This window comes from Yersinia frederiksenii ATCC 33641, from assembly GCF_000754805.1.
GTDB classification, from domain to species: Bacteria; Pseudomonadota; Gammaproteobacteria; order Enterobacterales; family Enterobacteriaceae; genus Yersinia; species Yersinia frederiksenii.
In genome coordinates this window covers 3153045-3170203 of record NZ_KN150731.1, presented here as the reverse complement: position 1 = coordinate 3170203, position 17159 = coordinate 3153045, and the positions used below count along the sequence as shown (strand labels likewise).

Here is a 17159-nt window from a genome sequence, read left to right as displayed (position 1 = left end):
GTCCCTAAGAGAAATATCAGCGAACTGGTTAAGCGGTAGTTTGCATCATTAAGCGGTTAAAAAGAGCCACTCAGTGGCTCAGTAGGAGGCGAATTGGAAAAGCGGGTGATAGAGAGCCCCTATTCCAGAAAATATGACTGTAACTTTTCTCGCTCTATGCTGCCAAGACCAAACTCCTGTTGAAGCCAATGCTCCCGGCTACCATAGCGCTCATGAATACTACGTAGCGCGGTTTGAATAAATTCTTCTCTGGCTGACAGTACAAAAGCGAATTGTCCTAACGCCTGATCATTGAGTTTTAGTGCCAGTTCCGCCAGCATATGCTCACGAAAAGGCTTCAATGTGGTTTCGGTCAACAGATAATCTTCCAACACCGTCGATTCATCTGCCCCTAAAGCGAACAACACTAGGGCAGAACCCACACCGGTACGGTCTTTCCCAACAGCACAATGCTGAACTACCCCTGTGGCAGGGTGCTGTGGTGAAGCGCTGTTTTGCAGCAAACTAACCAGTTGCTGATAAGCTTGATTACTAAAAGGTAACCGACGATAAAGCTCTAACATGAAAGCGCGAGCATCAAAGGTCGCTAAGGTTTCATTAGTCAGCTTTTCCAGATTGGCATTAACTTCACTGCTGAGTGGGTTGGCAGGAATATTGTGATAACTAGCCCCATGCCACACTACATCAGGTTTGGCCCGAACTTCATCAGCATCTCGATAATCAAGAATTTGAGCAACAGAGCCGCTGCTGAGTAAGTCACAATCCTTGGCACTCAAACGATCGAGTGAACCGGAACGAAACAGCAACCCACGTTTGATACGCCGCCCATCAGCAACAGCATTGCCACCGAGATCACGAAAGTTAATACCACCATCCAGTGGCAGTAGGGAAGGATGAGATAGAGCAGGTGTCGTCATGTTTTCCTCTTATTATTGTCCATTATAAGAGCTACGACATTAACAGATAAATCGACGAAATAGAAAACGGGCCAGTAAACTGACCCGTCGACGCTAAGCATGAGAATAACCGGTACTACAGCAAGTGGCGCGCCGCTTCTACCACGATTTTTACTGCGTGGCTTTCAGTGGCTTTCATGGTTTCTTCGTTCGGGATCTCTTGCTGGGTACGGTTTACAATCACCCCGGCAACCATACCGGCGCGCAGGCCTTGGCTGGCACACATGGTCAGCAAGGTTGCAGATTCCATTTCATAATTCATCACGCCCATAGATTGCCATTCCTCCATGGAGCCTTTAAAACGGCGAACCACACGGCCAGAGAAAGTATCGTAACGTTCTTGGCCCGGATAGAAGGTATCTGAAGATGCTGTAACACCAATGTGGGTGGTTGCACCTACCGATTTAGCCGCGTTAACTAATGCCGTAGTGCAGTCAAAATCAGCTACTGCCGGGAATTCCATCGGTGCAAAGTGCAAACTGGCACCGTCTAAACGAACTGCAGCTGTCGTGACCAACACATCACCAACATTAATATGTGGCTGAATAGCGCCTGTAGTACCAATTCGCAGGAAAGTCCGCACACCAAGCTGTGCTAATTCCTCAACGGCAATAGAAGTTGATGGCCCACCGATGCCCGTTGAACAGACAATCACAGCTTTGCCATCGAGTTCAGCACGCCATGAGGTAAATTCACGATGTGACGCCAGATGTATTGGGTTATCCATCAATTTAGCGATTTTCTCAACACGCTGTGGATCACCCGGAACGATAGCCAGAGTCGCCCCTTGCAGATCGCTTTTAGTCAGGCCTAAGTGAAAAACGTCGGATTTAGCCATGTGTGAGACTCCTCTTTCATGAGAGATGTTATAGGGAGGTACAAAGGAATACTTTACTCAAAATCACCCCATCATTACGTGACGGACATCACCTTGACAAAAGAAATGATTATATCCAATACATTAAATTAGTGATTCCAGTCACAAAATTAAGCCGATGAGACTATTTTTCATACAAAGACAATCACAGTTATAGTCATTTATATATGAATCACAAGAATAGAACTCATTGATTAATATTGTATGCATATCTTTATTCACTGACTTATTAGACAGACCTTATGTTGCAATAAAACACTGAATTACTGCAAAACCGGATCTCATTAATCTCAAAGATTACCTATAGTTAAATTCCAGAACAGCAAATATAGCGGCGACAGGTCATTCAGCCCAGTCAGTATTAATCGCGCAATACTTTCCTCATTTCGCAAGGAGACCACAGTGAAGACAGATCAACTTATGACTCTCAGGCCTGCAGCAGGCGGTTTCACATCTGCGGTCGCTCCTCTGGCCTCGACAACCCGCCATACCGACCAACAAGGTATTCACTGCGGAGAAACCACCATCCCCTCCCAAGGCGATGAATTACCAGCTTATATTGCCAAACCAGCTCAACATACCGGCCCTTATCCGGTCATTATTGTGGTGCAAGAAATTTTTGGTGTGCATGAGCATATTCAAGATATCTGCCGCAGGCTGGCAAAACAGGGCTATCTAGCCATCGCTCCTGAGCTATTTTTCCGTCAGGGGGATGCTAAAGAATATGATGATATCAATGCGTTGTATAAGAATTTGGTCAGTAAAGTACCCGACCATCAGGTTATGGTGGACCTTGATCACGCGGCGCATTGGGCTTCCCGCCATGGCGGCGATACCAGCAAACTGGCGATTACCGGGTTTTGTTGGGGGGGGCGAATTACATGGCTGTATGCTGCCCATAACCCGCAGTTAAAAGCCGCTGTAGCTTGGTATGGCAAATTGGTTGGCGAAAAAACTTTGCTGCTGCCGAAATACCCGGTAGATGTTGCCGTTGACCTCAGTGCGCCCGTGTTAGGCTTGTATGGTGGCATTGATGGCAGTATTACACCAGAGCATATCGACACCATGCGTCAGGCATTACGTGCCGCGAATGCTGATGCAGAAATCATCGTTTACCCTGATGCAGGACACGCTTTTTATGCTGACTATCGTCCAAGTTATCATGCAGAGTCGGCATTAGATGGCTGGCAGCGCATGCTTGACTGGTTTGCTCAACATGGGGTAACCGCCCATCCGGTACCTGAAGAAAATAAATAACAGCCATAAAAAAGGGCGCCCAAAAGCGCCCAAAATCTCACACACAGAGTAACTCTTTGTTAAATCTGTTCTTCACGCAGACGTTGCGCAGCCAGTACCATGTTTGCCAGTGCCTGACGAGTTTCCGGCCAACCGCGAGTTTTCAAGCCACAGTCTGGGTTAACCCACAGACGTTGCGCAGGAATACGCTGAGCAGCTTTACGCAGTAAAGCTTCAATCCATTCCACACTTGGCACATTCGGCGAGTGAATATCATATACGCCGGGACCAATCTCATTTGGATAAGCGAAATCTTCAAATGACTCCAACAGTTCCATATCTGAACGCGAGGTTTCGATGGTAATGACATCAGCATCCAGCGCTGCAATGGAATCCATGATGTCATTGAACTCGCAATAACACATATGGGTGTGGATCTGAGTATCGTTTTGCGCCACCGCAGCATTCAACTTGAAGGCATCAACCGCCCATTGCAGGTAGGCTTGCCACTCAGCACGGCGCAGAGGTAAACCTTCACGCAGGGCTGGTTCATCAATCTGGATGATACCAATACCGGCTTTCTCCAAGTCTTCCACTTCATCACGCAGTGCCAGTGCAATTTGCTTGGCAATGGTTTCACGACTGACATCTTCGCGTGGGAATGACCAACACAGAATAGTAACCGGCCCGGTCAACATCCCTTTGACTGGTTTGTCGGTCAGGGATTGCGCATATTTCGCCCATTCAACAGTAATGGCTTCAGGACGGCTGATGTCACCAATAATGACCGGCGGCTTAACACAGCGCGAACCATAGCTCTGCACCCAACCATTTTGCGTAAAGACAAAACCGTCCAGATGTTCGCCAAAGTATTCGACCATGTCATTACGTTCAGCTTCACCATGCACCAGCACGTCCAGACCCAAACGTTCCTGCTCTGCGATAGCTTGCTTGATATGTTCACTGATGCCAGTGCGGTAGTTTTTACCGTCCAAGCGGCCTTGTTTGAAGTCCAAACGCAGGCCACGGATCTCAGTGGTTTGCGGGAATGAGCCGATAGTGGTGGTCGGCCATGCTGGCAAATTAAAGCGTTTGCGCTGCGCGGCGGCACGCTCTTCATAAGGTAGTTTGCGTTCAATATCTTGTGCGGTAATGGCCGCCAAACGTTTTTCCACTTGTACATTATGAACACGGCTGGAAGCACGGCGATCACGAATTGGTGCGCTGTATGCTGCTAGCTCAGCCAGTTTGGCTTCGGTTGGCGCATTCAATGCCTGCGTCAACAATGCCAGTTCGCTACATTTCTGCAGGGCAAAGGCAAACCAGCTTTTCACTTGCGCATCAAGGCGCGTCTCTTCACTCAAATCAATCGGGCTATGCAATAAAGAACAAGAGCTACCCAGCCATAGTGGACGACCATTAACCAGTGGTTGCAGACGTTCGAACCAGTTGCTCAGGTCAGCCCGCCATACGTTACGACCATTGATAACACCCAGTGATAAAAGCCACTCTTTTGGCAGTTTGGCATTCAGGGTAGCAATGTCATCGTGACCCGTGACCACATCAACATGCAGGCCTTGCACCGGCAGTGCACAAATAGTGTCAAGGTTGTGGCCGATGCTATCAAAATAGGTGGTCAGCAACAATTTGACTTGACCTTGCAGCGCCTGATAGGCCGGTTGGAAGGCGGCCAACCACTCTGCGGGTAACTCCAGCACCAGTGCTGGCTCATCAATTTGTACCCACTCGATACCGCGTTTTGCTAATTCAGCCAGCACTTGCTGGTAAACCGGAAGAATATCTTTCAGTAAAGACAGGCGGTCGAACTGCTCACCTTTAACTTTACCCAGCCACAAATAGGTGACTGGGCCAAGCAGTACCGGTTTGATTTTGTGGCCTAATGCCAGTGCTTCATCCACTTCATCTAACAGTTGAGTCCAACCCAGTTTGAACTGCTGGCCTTTTTGGAACTCCGGCACCATGTAGTGATAGTTAGTATTAAACCATTTGGTCATTTCTGCCGCTGCTGCCGGTTTACCGGTTGGAGCACGACCACGACCAATACGGAACAGAGTATCCAAATCAATAGAACCATCAGCATTCTGATGACGCTCTGGAACATTACCCAGCAGCAAACTGGTAGTCAGTACATGGTCATACCAAGCGAAGTCGCCGACTGGCACTAAATCAACGCCAGCTTGCTGTTGCTGTTGCCAATGGCGAGCGCGCAATTCGCGACCCACATTGAGCAATTCTTCTTGCGTGGAGTTGCCTGCCCAGTAACTTTCTTGTGCTTTTTTCAGTTCACGTTTCAGACCTACACGCGGAAAACCCAGTGTGTGATTTAAAATTGTCATCGTCTTATTTCCCATTTAGCCATCCAGATGTTTACACATCCATAATCCGCAGGTACTGTATAATCCACAAGCGCAATTTGTTCACTGTCACTGTGAAGGACTCTCATGATCGAACTGAAACACTTACGCACCCTGCAAGCTTTGCGTAATACCGGCTCACTGGCTGCGGCTGCGACACAACTTCATCAGACCCAATCGGCCTTGTCCCATCAATTCAGCGATCTGGAGCAACGTCTGGGTTTTCGTCTGTTTGTGCGAAAAAGCCAGCCGCTACGTTTCACTACCCAAGGTGAAATCCTGTTGCAGTTGGCAGAACAGGTACTGCCACAAATTAAGCAAGCCCTGCAAACGTGCAACGAACCGCACCAAACTGCCCTGCGTATCGCCATTGAGTGTCATAGTTGTATTCAATGGCTGACGCCAGCGCTGGATAGCTTCCACAAAAACTGGCCGCAAGTGGCGATGGATTTCAAATCAGGTGTGACCTTCGATCCGCAACCGGCATTGCAGCAAGGGGAGCTGGATTTAGTGCTCACCTCAGACATTTTGCCGCGCAGTGGCCTGCACTATTCACCTATGTTTGATTTCGAAGTACGTCTGGTACTGGCTCCAGACCATCCTTTAGCCAATAAAGCCCGCATTGAGCCAGAAGATTTGGCGCAAGAAGTGTTAATGATTTACCCGGTACAGCGCCAAAGATTAGATGTCTGGCGACATTTCCTGCAACCCGCGGGAATTAATCCCCAATTGAAGAACGTGGATAACACCTTACTGCTGATTCAGATGGTATCAGCCCGCATGGGTATCGCCGCCCTGCCACACTGGGTGGTAGAAAGCTTCGAACGTCAGGGATTAGTGGTGACAAAAACGCTGGGAAATGGTTTATGGAGCCGGTTATACGCTGCTGTCCGTGATGGGGAACAGCGCCAACCGGTCACTGAAGCTTTTATTCGTTCGGCCCGGCAACACGCTTGCGATCATCTGCCGTTTGTAAAGAATGCGGAGCGACCCAACGCCGGTGTACCCATAGCGAAGCCATTATCACAATTGCCCCAATGATAAAGCTGGGCCAATGGGGCTTCTCTTGCCAAATGGCTAGATTCACCAGTAACCCTGCCGGAACATGCACGTTATTCATGATACCCAAGGTGCCGGCATCTACCTGTGTCGCACCATAGTTCCACATGAAGTAACCCAGGGCAGAAGCTCCCACTCCGAGCCAAACCAGTACCCCCCATTGCAACGATGTCGTTGGCAGTTTTTGTGGGTTGCCAAAGGCAATCCAGGCCACTACCGCCACAATCAAAGCGCCAACATAGAACCATGAAAATGCCACATGTTGCGGGATTGGATGAATTTCCATCAAGCGCTTATACCCCACTTGGCCAATGGCAAAACAGATATTTGCCGCCTGAACCAACATCAGCCCCCACCAAAAGTGTTCGCTCAGATGGTCATAACGAATAATGGCCGCGCCAACCACTGCCAGCAATGCACTTAGGGCATAGCTCCAACGTAGACGCTGACGGCGCAACAAATCATAGATTAAGGTGACATACAGCGGAGTCATCACAGTGAACAGCAAAAATTCCGGCACTGTCAGATAGAGATATGCGCGGAAGCTGAACAAGTACATGATGCCTAACTGAATTGCGCCCACAATCATATACAGCACAATCACCCGCCAGTGGATATTGCGCCAACGCAAGAAGGGCAAAAAGACCAGCGCCGCCAAGCCAACACGCATCAGCACAGAGAACCAGCTATCCACATGCCCTGCCAGATATTCGCCAATCAGGCTAAAAGAGAACGCCCATAAGATGGTGGTAATGACCAGTAAAAACACAGTAAATTGGCTCTTTGAGGTGATAAAGTGCCATTGTAGCGGAAGCGGAACACAGTTTTCACACGAACTAGGTTTACATGAGTTCAATAAATAACCAATCAAGTGACTGAAATAATGTTATAGCGGCCAAGATAGGGGTTGAATGAGGGCCATCCGATGAAAAAAAGTCATTATCTTTGCGCAATCTTACTAGTTTTGTCTGGAGTCAACTGGGCACAGCAACCCAGTGCGACATTATCCACTGGAGCGCACCGCACCCACAGTTACATCCCGGCACCAATAATGGTCAGAATTAGCGGCGTAGTTACAGCCGCAAGCACCGTGGACATCACTAAACTGGCCGCCGCAGGGCCCGTCAGCACATTAAATTGACGCGACATCAAATAAACATTCACGCCAGTTGCCATTGAGCCCAGCAATACCACCACCTGAGTTTCCAGTGCCGGTAGATTCATGGCCCATGCCAGCGCCCAAATCACCATTGGCTGCACGATTAACTTCATAAAACTGATGGCACTGCTAATTTGCCAACCTTCGGTCACACGATATTCCGCCAGCCCCATTCCCAACACGATTAACGACAACGGCGGGGCTATTTGCCCTAACATAGTGACGGGTTGGTCGATAACCTGCGGGAGTTGCAAACCGGTTAGACTGAATAAGGTGCCCGAGATAATCCCAATAATCAGCGGATTGGTCAGCACACTGCGGGCTGTTTTGGCAAAACCGGCTAAAGTTGGCGAACCATTGCGCGCCCACTCCACGGAGATAGTCACTAATGTCCATAAAATCAGGCCATTAAATACCAAGACTAGTGCTACTGCCGGGATCGCTTTTTCGCCTAACATAAGGGTGGCAATAGGCAGCCCCAGCATCACGTTATTGGAAAAAATCCCACCGAGGGCAAATACCGAACCGGACACACCATCCAGATGAAATACTCGATTAGCCACAATGCGCCCGATAACAAACACCACCAGACAACTGCCAAAATAAGCAATGAGTAGGCGAGCATCCACCGCAGGGCGTTCGGAGAAATCACACATCATGCGAAACAGCATGGCGGGCAAGGCGAGGGAGAAGACAAAACGGGTTAGACCATCAGTGATGGTAGACGGCCACTTGCCAAATCGCACCAAACAATACCCCAGTGCGAGCAAAACAAATAGCGGTGAAGACAATACAATCTGGTGCCAAAGCGAAATAACAAAGGCGGGCATGGTTAACTTCCTGTCAAACTGGGCCAGGTCAGCCCGTAACGGTAAGAATGGCTGACCTGTTCTGTTTTCCGTTTTATTTATACCAAAGTCATTGGAGTTACAGGTAGGCAGCAAATGAACAAATCCCGATGAACATACTCAAGTATGTGATTCGGGTGAGTGAGTGCGGTGAACACCCCGGTGACTTCAAGTACGAAGGTAGAAGTCTGTACCCATTAAATCTATACGGTCAGTACAGATACAGTCAACGCCCCAATTTAACAATTCCTTCGCCCGGGCAGGTTGGTTGACGGTATAGACCAAAATACGTAACCCAGCAGCTTTGAGTAATGCCACCCGCTCTGCCGTCAGTTGCTTATGGTTAATATGCAAAGAAACACAATCCAACTGGCGAGTCATCGCCTGCCAGTTATCATCCCATTGATCCAACAATAAGCCACGTGGCAACTCAGGTACCGCATGCTGTGCGGCAGCTAATGCGTCAAACGAGAAAGACGACAATAGCGGCGGTATCATCTGACCTTGCCACAAGGCGCGAGCCGCCAGCGCAATGGCCCGCCCAGTGAGGATTTCAGTGCCAGTGGTCGGTTTAATTTCAATATTAGCGGCCATGCCGTACTGAGCACAACGAGCGGCGACTTCAGAAAGCAGAGGTAAACGCTCACCTCGAAAGGTGCTGCTGTACCAATCGCCCGCATCCAACTGAACCAGTTTTTCCCAAGGTAAATCCCCAGCCACACCCCAGCCATTGCTGGTTCGCTCCAGCGTATCGTCATGAAGGAGAAATATTTGGCCGTCTTGCGACAACTTGGCGTCAAACTCGATCATCTTATGGCCGTGACTTGCGCCGACATCAATGGCTGCCAAGGTATTTTCTGGTGCCAATGAACCGCCCCCACGATGGGCAACAATAGCAGGATAAGGCCAGTTTTTACTCATGATTCCATCCGTAATCCGCTTTCTGAATCAAAAAAGTGCAGCGCTGCTGAAGGCAAATATAAATAGAGCATACTGCCCGCCACGGGCATTTCTTCATGGGATAACCGAGCAATAATGCTCTGCCCACCCCACTGCCCGTGCGCTAAATTATCTGCCCCGAGTAATTCCAGAGTTAATAATGCCATCGGCACGCCCAGCGCTGAAGTGGTTTGCTGAATATGCTCTGGACGGATACCCAAGGTCAAACGCCGAGAGGCCCATTGTGGCCGCGGAACGTCCAACGGCAAAGCCATTCCATCAGATAAAATAAAGGTGTGTCCATCAGGGCTAACGGTTCCGGCTAATAGGTTCATCGCTGGCGAACCCATAAAACTGGCGACAAACAGTGACGCCGGCTGTTTGTAAACCTCACTCGGTGTGCCAATTTGCTCCGCCACGCCTTTGTTCATCACAATCACCCGCTGGGCTAGCGTCATGGCCTCAACTTGATCATGAGTCACATATAAACTGGTGGTTTTCAGTCGGCGATGCAGTTGTTGCAGTTCAAGGCGCATCTGCACCCGCAACTTGGCATCCAGATTAGAAAGCGGCTCATCAAACAGGAACACCGCCGGTTCACGCACAATAGCCCGGCCCATAGCAACACGCTGACGCTGACCACCAGAAAGCTCGCGTGGTTTGCGCTTTAGTAGCGGTTGTAGCTCCAAAATACGTGCAGCTTCATCAACCCGCTGGCGGATCTGTTCTTTACCAAAACCACGGATTTTTAGCCCGTATGCCATGTTGTCAAACACACTCATATGGGGATATAGCGCGTAATTCTGAAAGACCATGGCGATACCACGGTCTTTGGGTTCCAAATCGGTCACTCGTTGATTATCAATATAGATATCCCCGCTAGTGGTACGCTCCAACCCTGCCACCATGCGCAGCAGTGTCGATTTACCACAACCGGACGGGCCGACCATGACGATAAACTCACCGTCGGCAACATCTAAATCAATCTGTTTAATCACCGGCGTGACGCCGTCATAAGATTTGGTGACTGCCTGAAGCTTTAAACATGCCATATCAGATTACTTCTCACTGTCTACCAGGCCACGTACAAACCAGCGCTGCATCAGAAGGACCACCGCGACCGGCGGAATTAACGTCAAGATCATCGCCGCCATCACCTGATTCCACTGGGTTGGCGCACCGGAGGTGGAAATCATGCTTCTTATCCCTGCTACCGCCGTCCCCATCGAGGCATCGCTGGTAATCAGAATTGGCCAGAGATATTGGTTCCAACCATAGATAAAAGTGATAACAAACAGCGCCGCCAAATTGGTTTTTGACAGCGGCAAAACGATGTCCCAGAAAAAGCGCATCGCACCAGCGCCATCAATACGCGCCGCTTCCAACAACTCATCCGGCAGAGTCATAAAGAATTGGCGGAATAAGAAAGTGGCGGTGGCGGATGCCATGAGTGGCAACGTCAAGCCGGTGTAGCTGTCTAGCATATTCAGGTTCGCAATCACCTGAATAGTCGGGAAAATTCTCACTTCCACCGGCAACATCAAAGTAAGGAAAATCAGCCAGAAAAACAGATTTCGCAGCGGAAAACGGAAATAAACGATGGCATAGGCCGACAGCATCGATACCGTGATTTTTCCGATGGTAATCGCCAAAGCCATCACAAAGCTGTTAAACAGCATCAGTCCAAAAGGAGCGCTGTTATTGCCCACACCGGCATGCCAAATATGGCTGATGTTCTGCCATAAATGAGGGCCAGGGATCAGGGTCATTGGCACCTGAAAAACCTGCGAGTCATCCAACGACGCCGCCACAAAAGCTACATACAGCGGGAATAGGATCAGTAGCACGCCAATAATCAGCATGACATGACAGAAAATATCCAGCCCGCGACGATTCTCAATCATTGGTAACGCACCTTACGCTCAACAAAACGGAACTGAATAACCGTCAGGCCAATCACCAGCAACATCAAAACCACCGACTGGGCAGCCGAACTGGATAAGTCCAGCCCAGCGAAACCTTCGCGGTAAATTTTAAAAATCAGGGTTGTGGTGGCCTGTACCGGGCCTCCGCCAGTCGCTGCATCAATGACCGGGAAAGTATCAAAGAAGGCATACACCAAATTCACCACCAGCAGGAAAAAGCTCACCGGGGAAATTAGCGGCAACACTAAATTGAAGAAGCGGCGCACTGGCCCGGCTCCATCAATAGCTGCGGCCTCCACCAAAGATCGCGGGATGGATTGCAATGCCGCGAGAAAAAATAAGAAGTTATAGCTGATTTGCTTCCACACAGAAGCCAACACCACCAGAAACATTGCTTGCCCGCTATTTTGAGCATGGTTCCAGGTATAACCCAGTGTGGCGAGAAAGTGGGTTATTAACCCTAGCCCCGGATTGAACAGAAAAATCCACAATACCGCCGCCACCGCAGGGGCCACGGCATAAGGTAAAATCATTAATGTCTGATAGATACGACTGCCGCGCAGGACGTAATCCACCATCGCCGCCAGAAATAGCGATACAACCAAACCGATCCCCGCCACCAAAGAGCTAAAAATCAGCGTGGTATAAAAGGAAGCTAAATAGTATTCATCCTGAAATAGCTGAATAAAGTTACTCAGCCCAACAAATTCGCTAGAGAGGCCGAACGGATCCAGTGTTTGCACCGAATACCACAGTGCTTCACCAGCAGGCCAGAGGAAGAAAACCGCAGTAATTACCAGTTGGGGTAATACCAACAGATAAGGCAACCAACTACAGGAGAAACCGGGACGGGGAGATGACATAGAGTTAACCGTTTATCGAACTAAATGCACAAAACTTATTTGGCGTTACAGGCGCAGCCAGCTTGGGTGCGTAGACCGCAAGCCCAAACTGGCAAATAAAATAGCCAAATAACGTTATTTATTCGCTTGCTCGAAGCGACGTAGCAACACATCACCCCGCTTCACTGCGGTATCCAAAGCTTCCTGAGGTGTCTTCTTGCCCGTCCACACGCCTTCCAGCTCTTCATCAACCACGGTACGAATCTGTGGCATATTGCCCAAACGCAAGCCTTTGGTATAAGGCAATGGCGGTTTATTCAGCATTTGACGAGTGGCGACATCAGCGCCCGGATTCTTATCATAGAAACCTTGCTGTTTGGTCAACTCGTAAGCCGCAGTCGTAATCGGTAGATAGCCGGTTTTTTGGTGCCATTCCGCAGCAATTTCTGGTTGCGCCAGGTATTGCAGGAACTCTGCCACACCTTTATAGGTATCGTTGTCTTTCCCCTTCATCACCCACAGACTCGCACCACCAATAATGGCGTTTTGTGGGGCATTTTTGGCATCGGCGTCGTAAGGCATCATGCCGACGCCATAGTTGAACTTAGCGTAATGACGAATATCGGCCAGTGAGCCTGAAGAGGCGGTGGTAATGGCACAATCGCCATTATAGAACTTGGCAGTTGACTCATCTTTGCGGCCAAAATAGGTGAAATCACCTTTCTTGTTCATCTCTGACAGCAACTGAATATGCTTAACTTGCAATGGCTTATTGAACTCCAGCACCGCATCGATACCATCAAAGCCATTATTTCGGCTGGCAATCGGTTGACCATGCCAGGCACTGAAGTTTTCAATTTGAATCCAACCCTGCCAGCCGCTGGCGTAACCACAACTTGAGCCCGCAGCCCGTAACTTAGCGGTATCTTCCGCCAGTTCTTGCCAGGTTTTAGGCGGTTGGTCAGGGTTCAGGCCCGCTTTCTTAAAAGCATCTTTGTTGTAATACAGCACCGGCGTGGAGCTATTAAATGGCTGTGATAATAAGTGCCCAGTTTTGGCATCGGTGTAATAACCTGCCACCGTTGGTACAAAGACGGATTCATCGAAATTGATATTCGCGTCTTTAAACACCTGGAATACTGGCTTAATAGCTTTACTGGCCATCATTGTTGCAGTGCCGACTTCATAAACTTGCAAAATAGCAGGGGCTTTTCCTGAACGGAAAGCAGCAATACCTGCGGCCAGGCTTTGTTCGTAGTTACCTTTATAGACCGGTACAATCTTATAATCGGTATGCGACTGGTTAAAACGATCAGCTAATGAATCGACCTCTTTACCTAACTCCCCTTCCATTGAATGCCAGAACGGAATCTCAGTGACAGCCATTGCATTGGCACTGAATGCCAAAGTAAGCGCGATACAAATCGACGTTTTACGAATAGTATTGTTAAACATATCTAGCCCCTGAATAAATCTGTATGGCTCACTTCAATGAATTGCTGCTGGTGAGCGAAATAAATCAGTTTTTGTTCGGAAGCAAACATGACACCATTTCATGACAGAAATATAACCTTCACATGACAGAAAAGTGACACGAAAATCAGAATAGAAACGAAATTAACCTTTAATACTACCGCGAGTAACGAATATAATTAGTATTTCCGCTAAATTCATTGATAGATAAAATAATATTTACCCGCTGATATAATAAAAATTAAAGCATCAATTAGGAATTTATTTAATTAATATCACCAATTTAATTTTCTTTCCTTAAATTGGTTGAATCATTATTGAACCACCTTTATCCGACATGTTACTGTCTCTTCGCCTTGTGGGAGCACGATATTAATAAGACTATATTAACGCCCTCGTTATCGTCGATTATATAACCCACAAGAACCGTTAGAGGAAATAACACCTATTCATTTTGAATAGAATTTTATACAAAGGACTATTAGGTATCTACGATGAAAAAGACTCTATTATCTATTATAACTATGGCAACATTAGTCGGTAGCATGGCTGCTTATGCTGCCCCAATGGAAAAAGAAATCCCCGTTTCAGTAACAATTAATGGTGTGATGAGCTTGACAGATGATAAAGATGTCGATATTAGTTCATTAACTTTAGGTTATGATGCTATTGACAAAAAGCACACACTGGTACAGCCGATTAAAATAACAAGCAACACAGGAAATAAGGTTAATGTTGTAGTCAATGAGGCGCTTGTTCTGGCAGAAAAAGATGATACTAGCAAAGTGTTTAGTGGCGTAGAGGTGAAACTTGGGGACGAAGTATTAACTCTCAATCAAGTTAAAGATTTTGAATTAATTGCTTCTGCATTCAAGGCTGATCTAAGTATAACAGCGAAACAACCAGACGATGCTGCATCAGGTGAAGTTTACTCTGGAACTCTAAAGCTTAGTATTGAGGCTGGAGTTTAACCACACATAGTACATACCAGTTAAATTAATCTATACAGTCAGGAGGCTAACTTCCTGACTGTATTACCCTTTGACCTCAATATATAACACAGTGGTTTAATGAAAACCATTAACACAAAAATATATTCGTCGGGGAAACATGCCTCTGTAAAAATTAAATCATTAATAGTGGAATATAATTCAATGGAAAACACTATAATAGCCAGGCCGGCACTCTTATTTATTATATTACTACAAACATCCAATTCAATACATGCAAAAAATATAACTATAGAGCATTTAGTTCCTGCGGGTTTTTCAGCTATTGACGAGCATAGGACACTGCAATTACTTGGTATATTCGATGGTAAAACATTACCTGGCCCAATATTTTTCTCAGAAAGTAAGAATGAATTAAGCTTCGACCAGCAGCAATACCGTAATAACCACATTGATGAGTCTTCAATAACATTATTAGAACAGATTTTACCTCAAATTCCTTATTCACAATGTGAAAATGGCTGCGACTATATTTTGTCAAACCATCGCGTCATGTTGGATAAGGTGAATAACGTTGTCACTATCACCAATAATAATAGCCGCTATTTGATGCCGGTTACCACTTGGGGACTCGTGCATAACCAATCTTTTGACGTACGTATGACCGCAAGAAACTACAGTGCCATGTCTGCCCGTGGGCAGGGTTATCTTGGGCTACCCCTGCAATCTTATGGTTTTGTACAGTGGTTTTATAATAGCGTTCGCACCAAGAACCATTACCCGTTCGCAGGCCAATCACAATTCCAGCAGCAAACTCAAATCGGGATGGGCAGTTGGTACTTACAAAAAAACTTTCAAGCCCTCTATTTACGCGCGGGTAAACAAAATAATCTCGATAACAGCGCGGGTAGTATTCATACCCTGATCAATCCAGCGTTAGACCAATTTATCACCTTAGGTAGCCAGAGCTATTTAGCGCTAGATAAGCCCTCGGCGGGCAGCTTAGTGTTATATGCCACTGTTGATGGTGATTATGAAATCTACCGTGATAACCAATTGATCCGCCGTATTCCCGCACAATTGGGCCGTAACGAAATTGATTATAACCGGCTCCCCGGTGGTTACTACAATATTGATATTCGCTTAGTGGACCATACTGGTCGCGTTGTTAGTCAGGAAAGTCAAACCATCAGTAATATCGGCACACAAACTAATCATGGCTGGTTCCTAACCATGGGTAAAAGTGCGATACAAGATAAAAGTAATCCTTACCATCTGGCACAATTTGGCCGCAGCATGGCCATACAAAACATTCAAACCAATATCTCGCTGCTGGTCGATAATGCCCGCCACTGGGCGGCCGAAGGGAACATATCGCATCCATTAGGTTTATCCTCTCTAAATATCACCCCAACTTTAGGTGTGATGTCTGGCGAGAAACGCAGTGGCGGTTATCTGCGCCTAAATGGCGGCAATTCTACGGTAGGATATCTATCTGTCGCCCGCTATCAAACGCCAGATATATCAATATACGCACCAAATTCCGGTAGTACTTCAGCTTCTTATAGCCGTCGATTTGGGCCGACCCAACTTAGCTATCAATTCAATCAATATAAAAATAACCAGCAGCACCGTATCCAAAGCAGTTGGCACTGGCACCGGCCGAAATTTGGCCTAAATCTATCCGTTGGTGCACAAAAAGGTGGGCAATGGCACAGCCAAAACAACTACGGGGTTTTTATTAATACCACACTATCACTGCGCCAAAGTAGCGCCAGCATCAACAGCGCCTATACCCGACAACAACTAAGCACCAGTGCTAATTATCAAAAAGAATTTACCGATAACCATGGCACCAGTTCTTTGGGTATCAGTGGCAGCACCAGTGGGAAATCTAATGGCATCGGTACTTTTGCCCAACGTAGCGGCAGTCGTGGAGATATTTCAGCCCGAATGGGGGTAGATAACAAGATAGCTAATGGCGGTATCAACTATAACGGCATGTTAGCCATCAGCCCACAGGGGATAGCTCTAGGGCGCAGTAGTTATAGTGGCTCAGCATTACTGATCAAGACACCAGAATTATCAGGTACTCCCTACAGCTTCAACGCAGAAGGGAACCCGATAACCGGTAGTGGCCTCTACGCGATCCCCATTCCTCGCTATCAAGACCGTTTCTTTGTTCGTACACATAATAATCGCAGTGACCTGGATATAAATATTCAGCTACCGGTCAATATTGTGCGTGCCCACCCAGGTCAAGTTTTTGTTAGTGAAGCTGATATTACGCTAGACATTCTTTACAACGGTTTTCTTAAAGACTCACAGGGACAACCGGTTAGTGGAACAATTAAGGAAACTGGCGATAACGTTCACCCTAATGGGCTCTTTGCCATTAATTCTGACGTCATATTGAAAAGTATTACGGTCCAAAATGGCTCGGTCCGTTATCACTGCGATATGCAGCAGCAGCGTAACCATATTTACCTTTGTCACTCCAATTAATACCGACGGAAATAA

Annotated in this window: 14 protein-coding genes; 4 read left to right on the top strand and 10 right to left on the bottom strand. The window is 47.4% G+C overall.

Going from position 1 to position 17159, the window contains the following annotated elements; all coding sequences use genetic code 11:
- Positions 1 to 119: 119 nt before the first annotated feature.
- On the bottom strand, positions 120 to 917 hold the full coding sequence (locus DJ58_RS07745) for a tyrosine-protein phosphatase (protein WP_004712377.1): 798 nt from the start codon (positions 915 to 917) through the stop codon (positions 120 to 122).
- A gap of 115 nt (positions 918 to 1032) precedes the next feature.
- Positions 1033 to 1794 carry a uridine phosphorylase gene (udp, locus tag DJ58_RS07750; protein WP_004712376.1) on the bottom strand — a complete coding sequence of 254 codons (762 nt, stop codon included), beginning with the start codon at positions 1792 to 1794 and terminating at the stop codon, positions 1033 to 1035.
- Positions 1795 to 2235: 441 nt separating this feature from the next.
- Here udp and DJ58_RS07755 point away from each other — a divergent pair, with 441 nt between their 5' ends.
- Positions 2236 to 3090: a dienelactone hydrolase family protein gene (locus DJ58_RS07755; protein WP_032912018.1), complete on the top strand. Its 855-nt coding sequence runs from the start codon at positions 2236 to 2238 to the stop codon at positions 3088 to 3090.
- Positions 3091 to 3149: 59 nt separating this feature from the next.
- Here DJ58_RS07755 and metE read toward each other — a convergent pair whose 3' ends face one another.
- A complete protein-coding gene (metE, locus tag DJ58_RS07760) occupies positions 3150 to 5426 on the bottom strand; it encodes a 5-methyltetrahydropteroyltriglutamate--homocysteine S-methyltransferase (RefSeq protein WP_080544684.1) in 2277 nt (758 codons plus the stop codon).
- Between the two features lie 105 nt (positions 5427 to 5531).
- On the opposite strand from metE, the gene metR reads away from it, so the two are divergent.
- Positions 5532 to 6485 carry an HTH-type transcriptional regulator MetR gene (gene metR / locus DJ58_RS07765; protein WP_032912016.1) on the top strand — a complete coding sequence of 318 codons (954 nt, stop codon included), beginning with the start codon at positions 5532 to 5534 and terminating at the stop codon, positions 6483 to 6485.
- Here metR and DJ58_RS07770 read toward each other — a convergent pair.
- The 7 genes from DJ58_RS07770 to ugpB form a co-directional block, all read right to left on the bottom strand.
- Positions 6373 to 7272: a carboxylate/amino acid/amine transporter gene (locus DJ58_RS07770; RefSeq protein WP_004712372.1), complete on the bottom strand. Its 900-nt coding sequence runs from the start codon at positions 7270 to 7272 to the stop codon at positions 6373 to 6375. The two genes, metR and DJ58_RS07770, sit on opposite strands and share 113 nt — an antisense overlap.
- Before the next feature lie 263 nt (positions 7273 to 7535).
- Positions 7536 to 8492: an AEC family transporter gene (locus DJ58_RS07775; RefSeq protein ID WP_004712371.1), complete on the bottom strand. Its 957-nt coding sequence runs from the start codon at positions 8490 to 8492 to the stop codon at positions 7536 to 7538.
- Positions 8493 to 8678: 186 nt separating this feature from the next.
- Positions 8679 to 9431: a glycerophosphodiester phosphodiesterase gene (ugpQ, locus tag DJ58_RS07780; protein WP_032912015.1), complete on the bottom strand. Its 753-nt coding sequence runs from the start codon at positions 9429 to 9431 to the stop codon at positions 8679 to 8681.
- Positions 9428 to 10501 carry a sn-glycerol-3-phosphate import ATP-binding protein UgpC gene (locus DJ58_RS07785; protein WP_004712369.1) on the bottom strand — a complete coding sequence of 358 codons (1074 nt, stop codon included), beginning with the start codon at positions 10499 to 10501 and terminating at the stop codon, positions 9428 to 9430. The genes ugpQ and DJ58_RS07785 overlap by 4 nt, the downstream gene beginning before the upstream one ends.
- A gap of 6 nt (positions 10502 to 10507) precedes the next feature.
- Positions 10508 to 11353, bottom strand: a complete 846-nt coding sequence (gene ugpE / locus DJ58_RS07790) for a sn-glycerol-3-phosphate ABC transporter permease UgpE (protein ID WP_032912014.1) — start codon at positions 11351 to 11353, stop codon at positions 10508 to 10510.
- Positions 11350 to 12237: a sn-glycerol-3-phosphate ABC transporter permease UgpA gene (gene ugpA / locus DJ58_RS07795; RefSeq protein ID WP_032913258.1), complete on the bottom strand. Its 888-nt coding sequence runs from the start codon at positions 12235 to 12237 to the stop codon at positions 11350 to 11352. The genes ugpE and ugpA overlap by 4 nt, the downstream gene beginning before the upstream one ends.
- A 114-nt stretch (positions 12238 to 12351) precedes the next feature.
- A complete protein-coding gene (ugpB, locus tag DJ58_RS07800) occupies positions 12352 to 13671 on the bottom strand; it encodes a sn-glycerol-3-phosphate ABC transporter substrate-binding protein UgpB (RefSeq protein ID WP_004710220.1) in 1320 nt (439 codons plus the stop codon).
- Between the two features lie 512 nt (positions 13672 to 14183).
- On the opposite strand from ugpB, the gene DJ58_RS07805 reads away from it, so the two are divergent.
- Both DJ58_RS07805 and DJ58_RS07810 read left to right on the top strand, forming a co-directional pair.
- Positions 14184 to 14660: a CS1 type fimbrial major subunit gene (locus DJ58_RS07805; protein WP_032911379.1), complete on the top strand. Its 477-nt coding sequence runs from the start codon at positions 14184 to 14186 to the stop codon at positions 14658 to 14660.
- Positions 14661 to 14843: 183 nt separating this feature from the next.
- On the top strand, positions 14844 to 17144 hold the full coding sequence (locus DJ58_RS07810) for a TcfC E-set like domain-containing protein (RefSeq protein ID WP_172460451.1): 2301 nt from the start codon (positions 14844 to 14846) through the stop codon (positions 17142 to 17144).
- Positions 17145 to 17159: the final 15 nt, after the last annotated feature.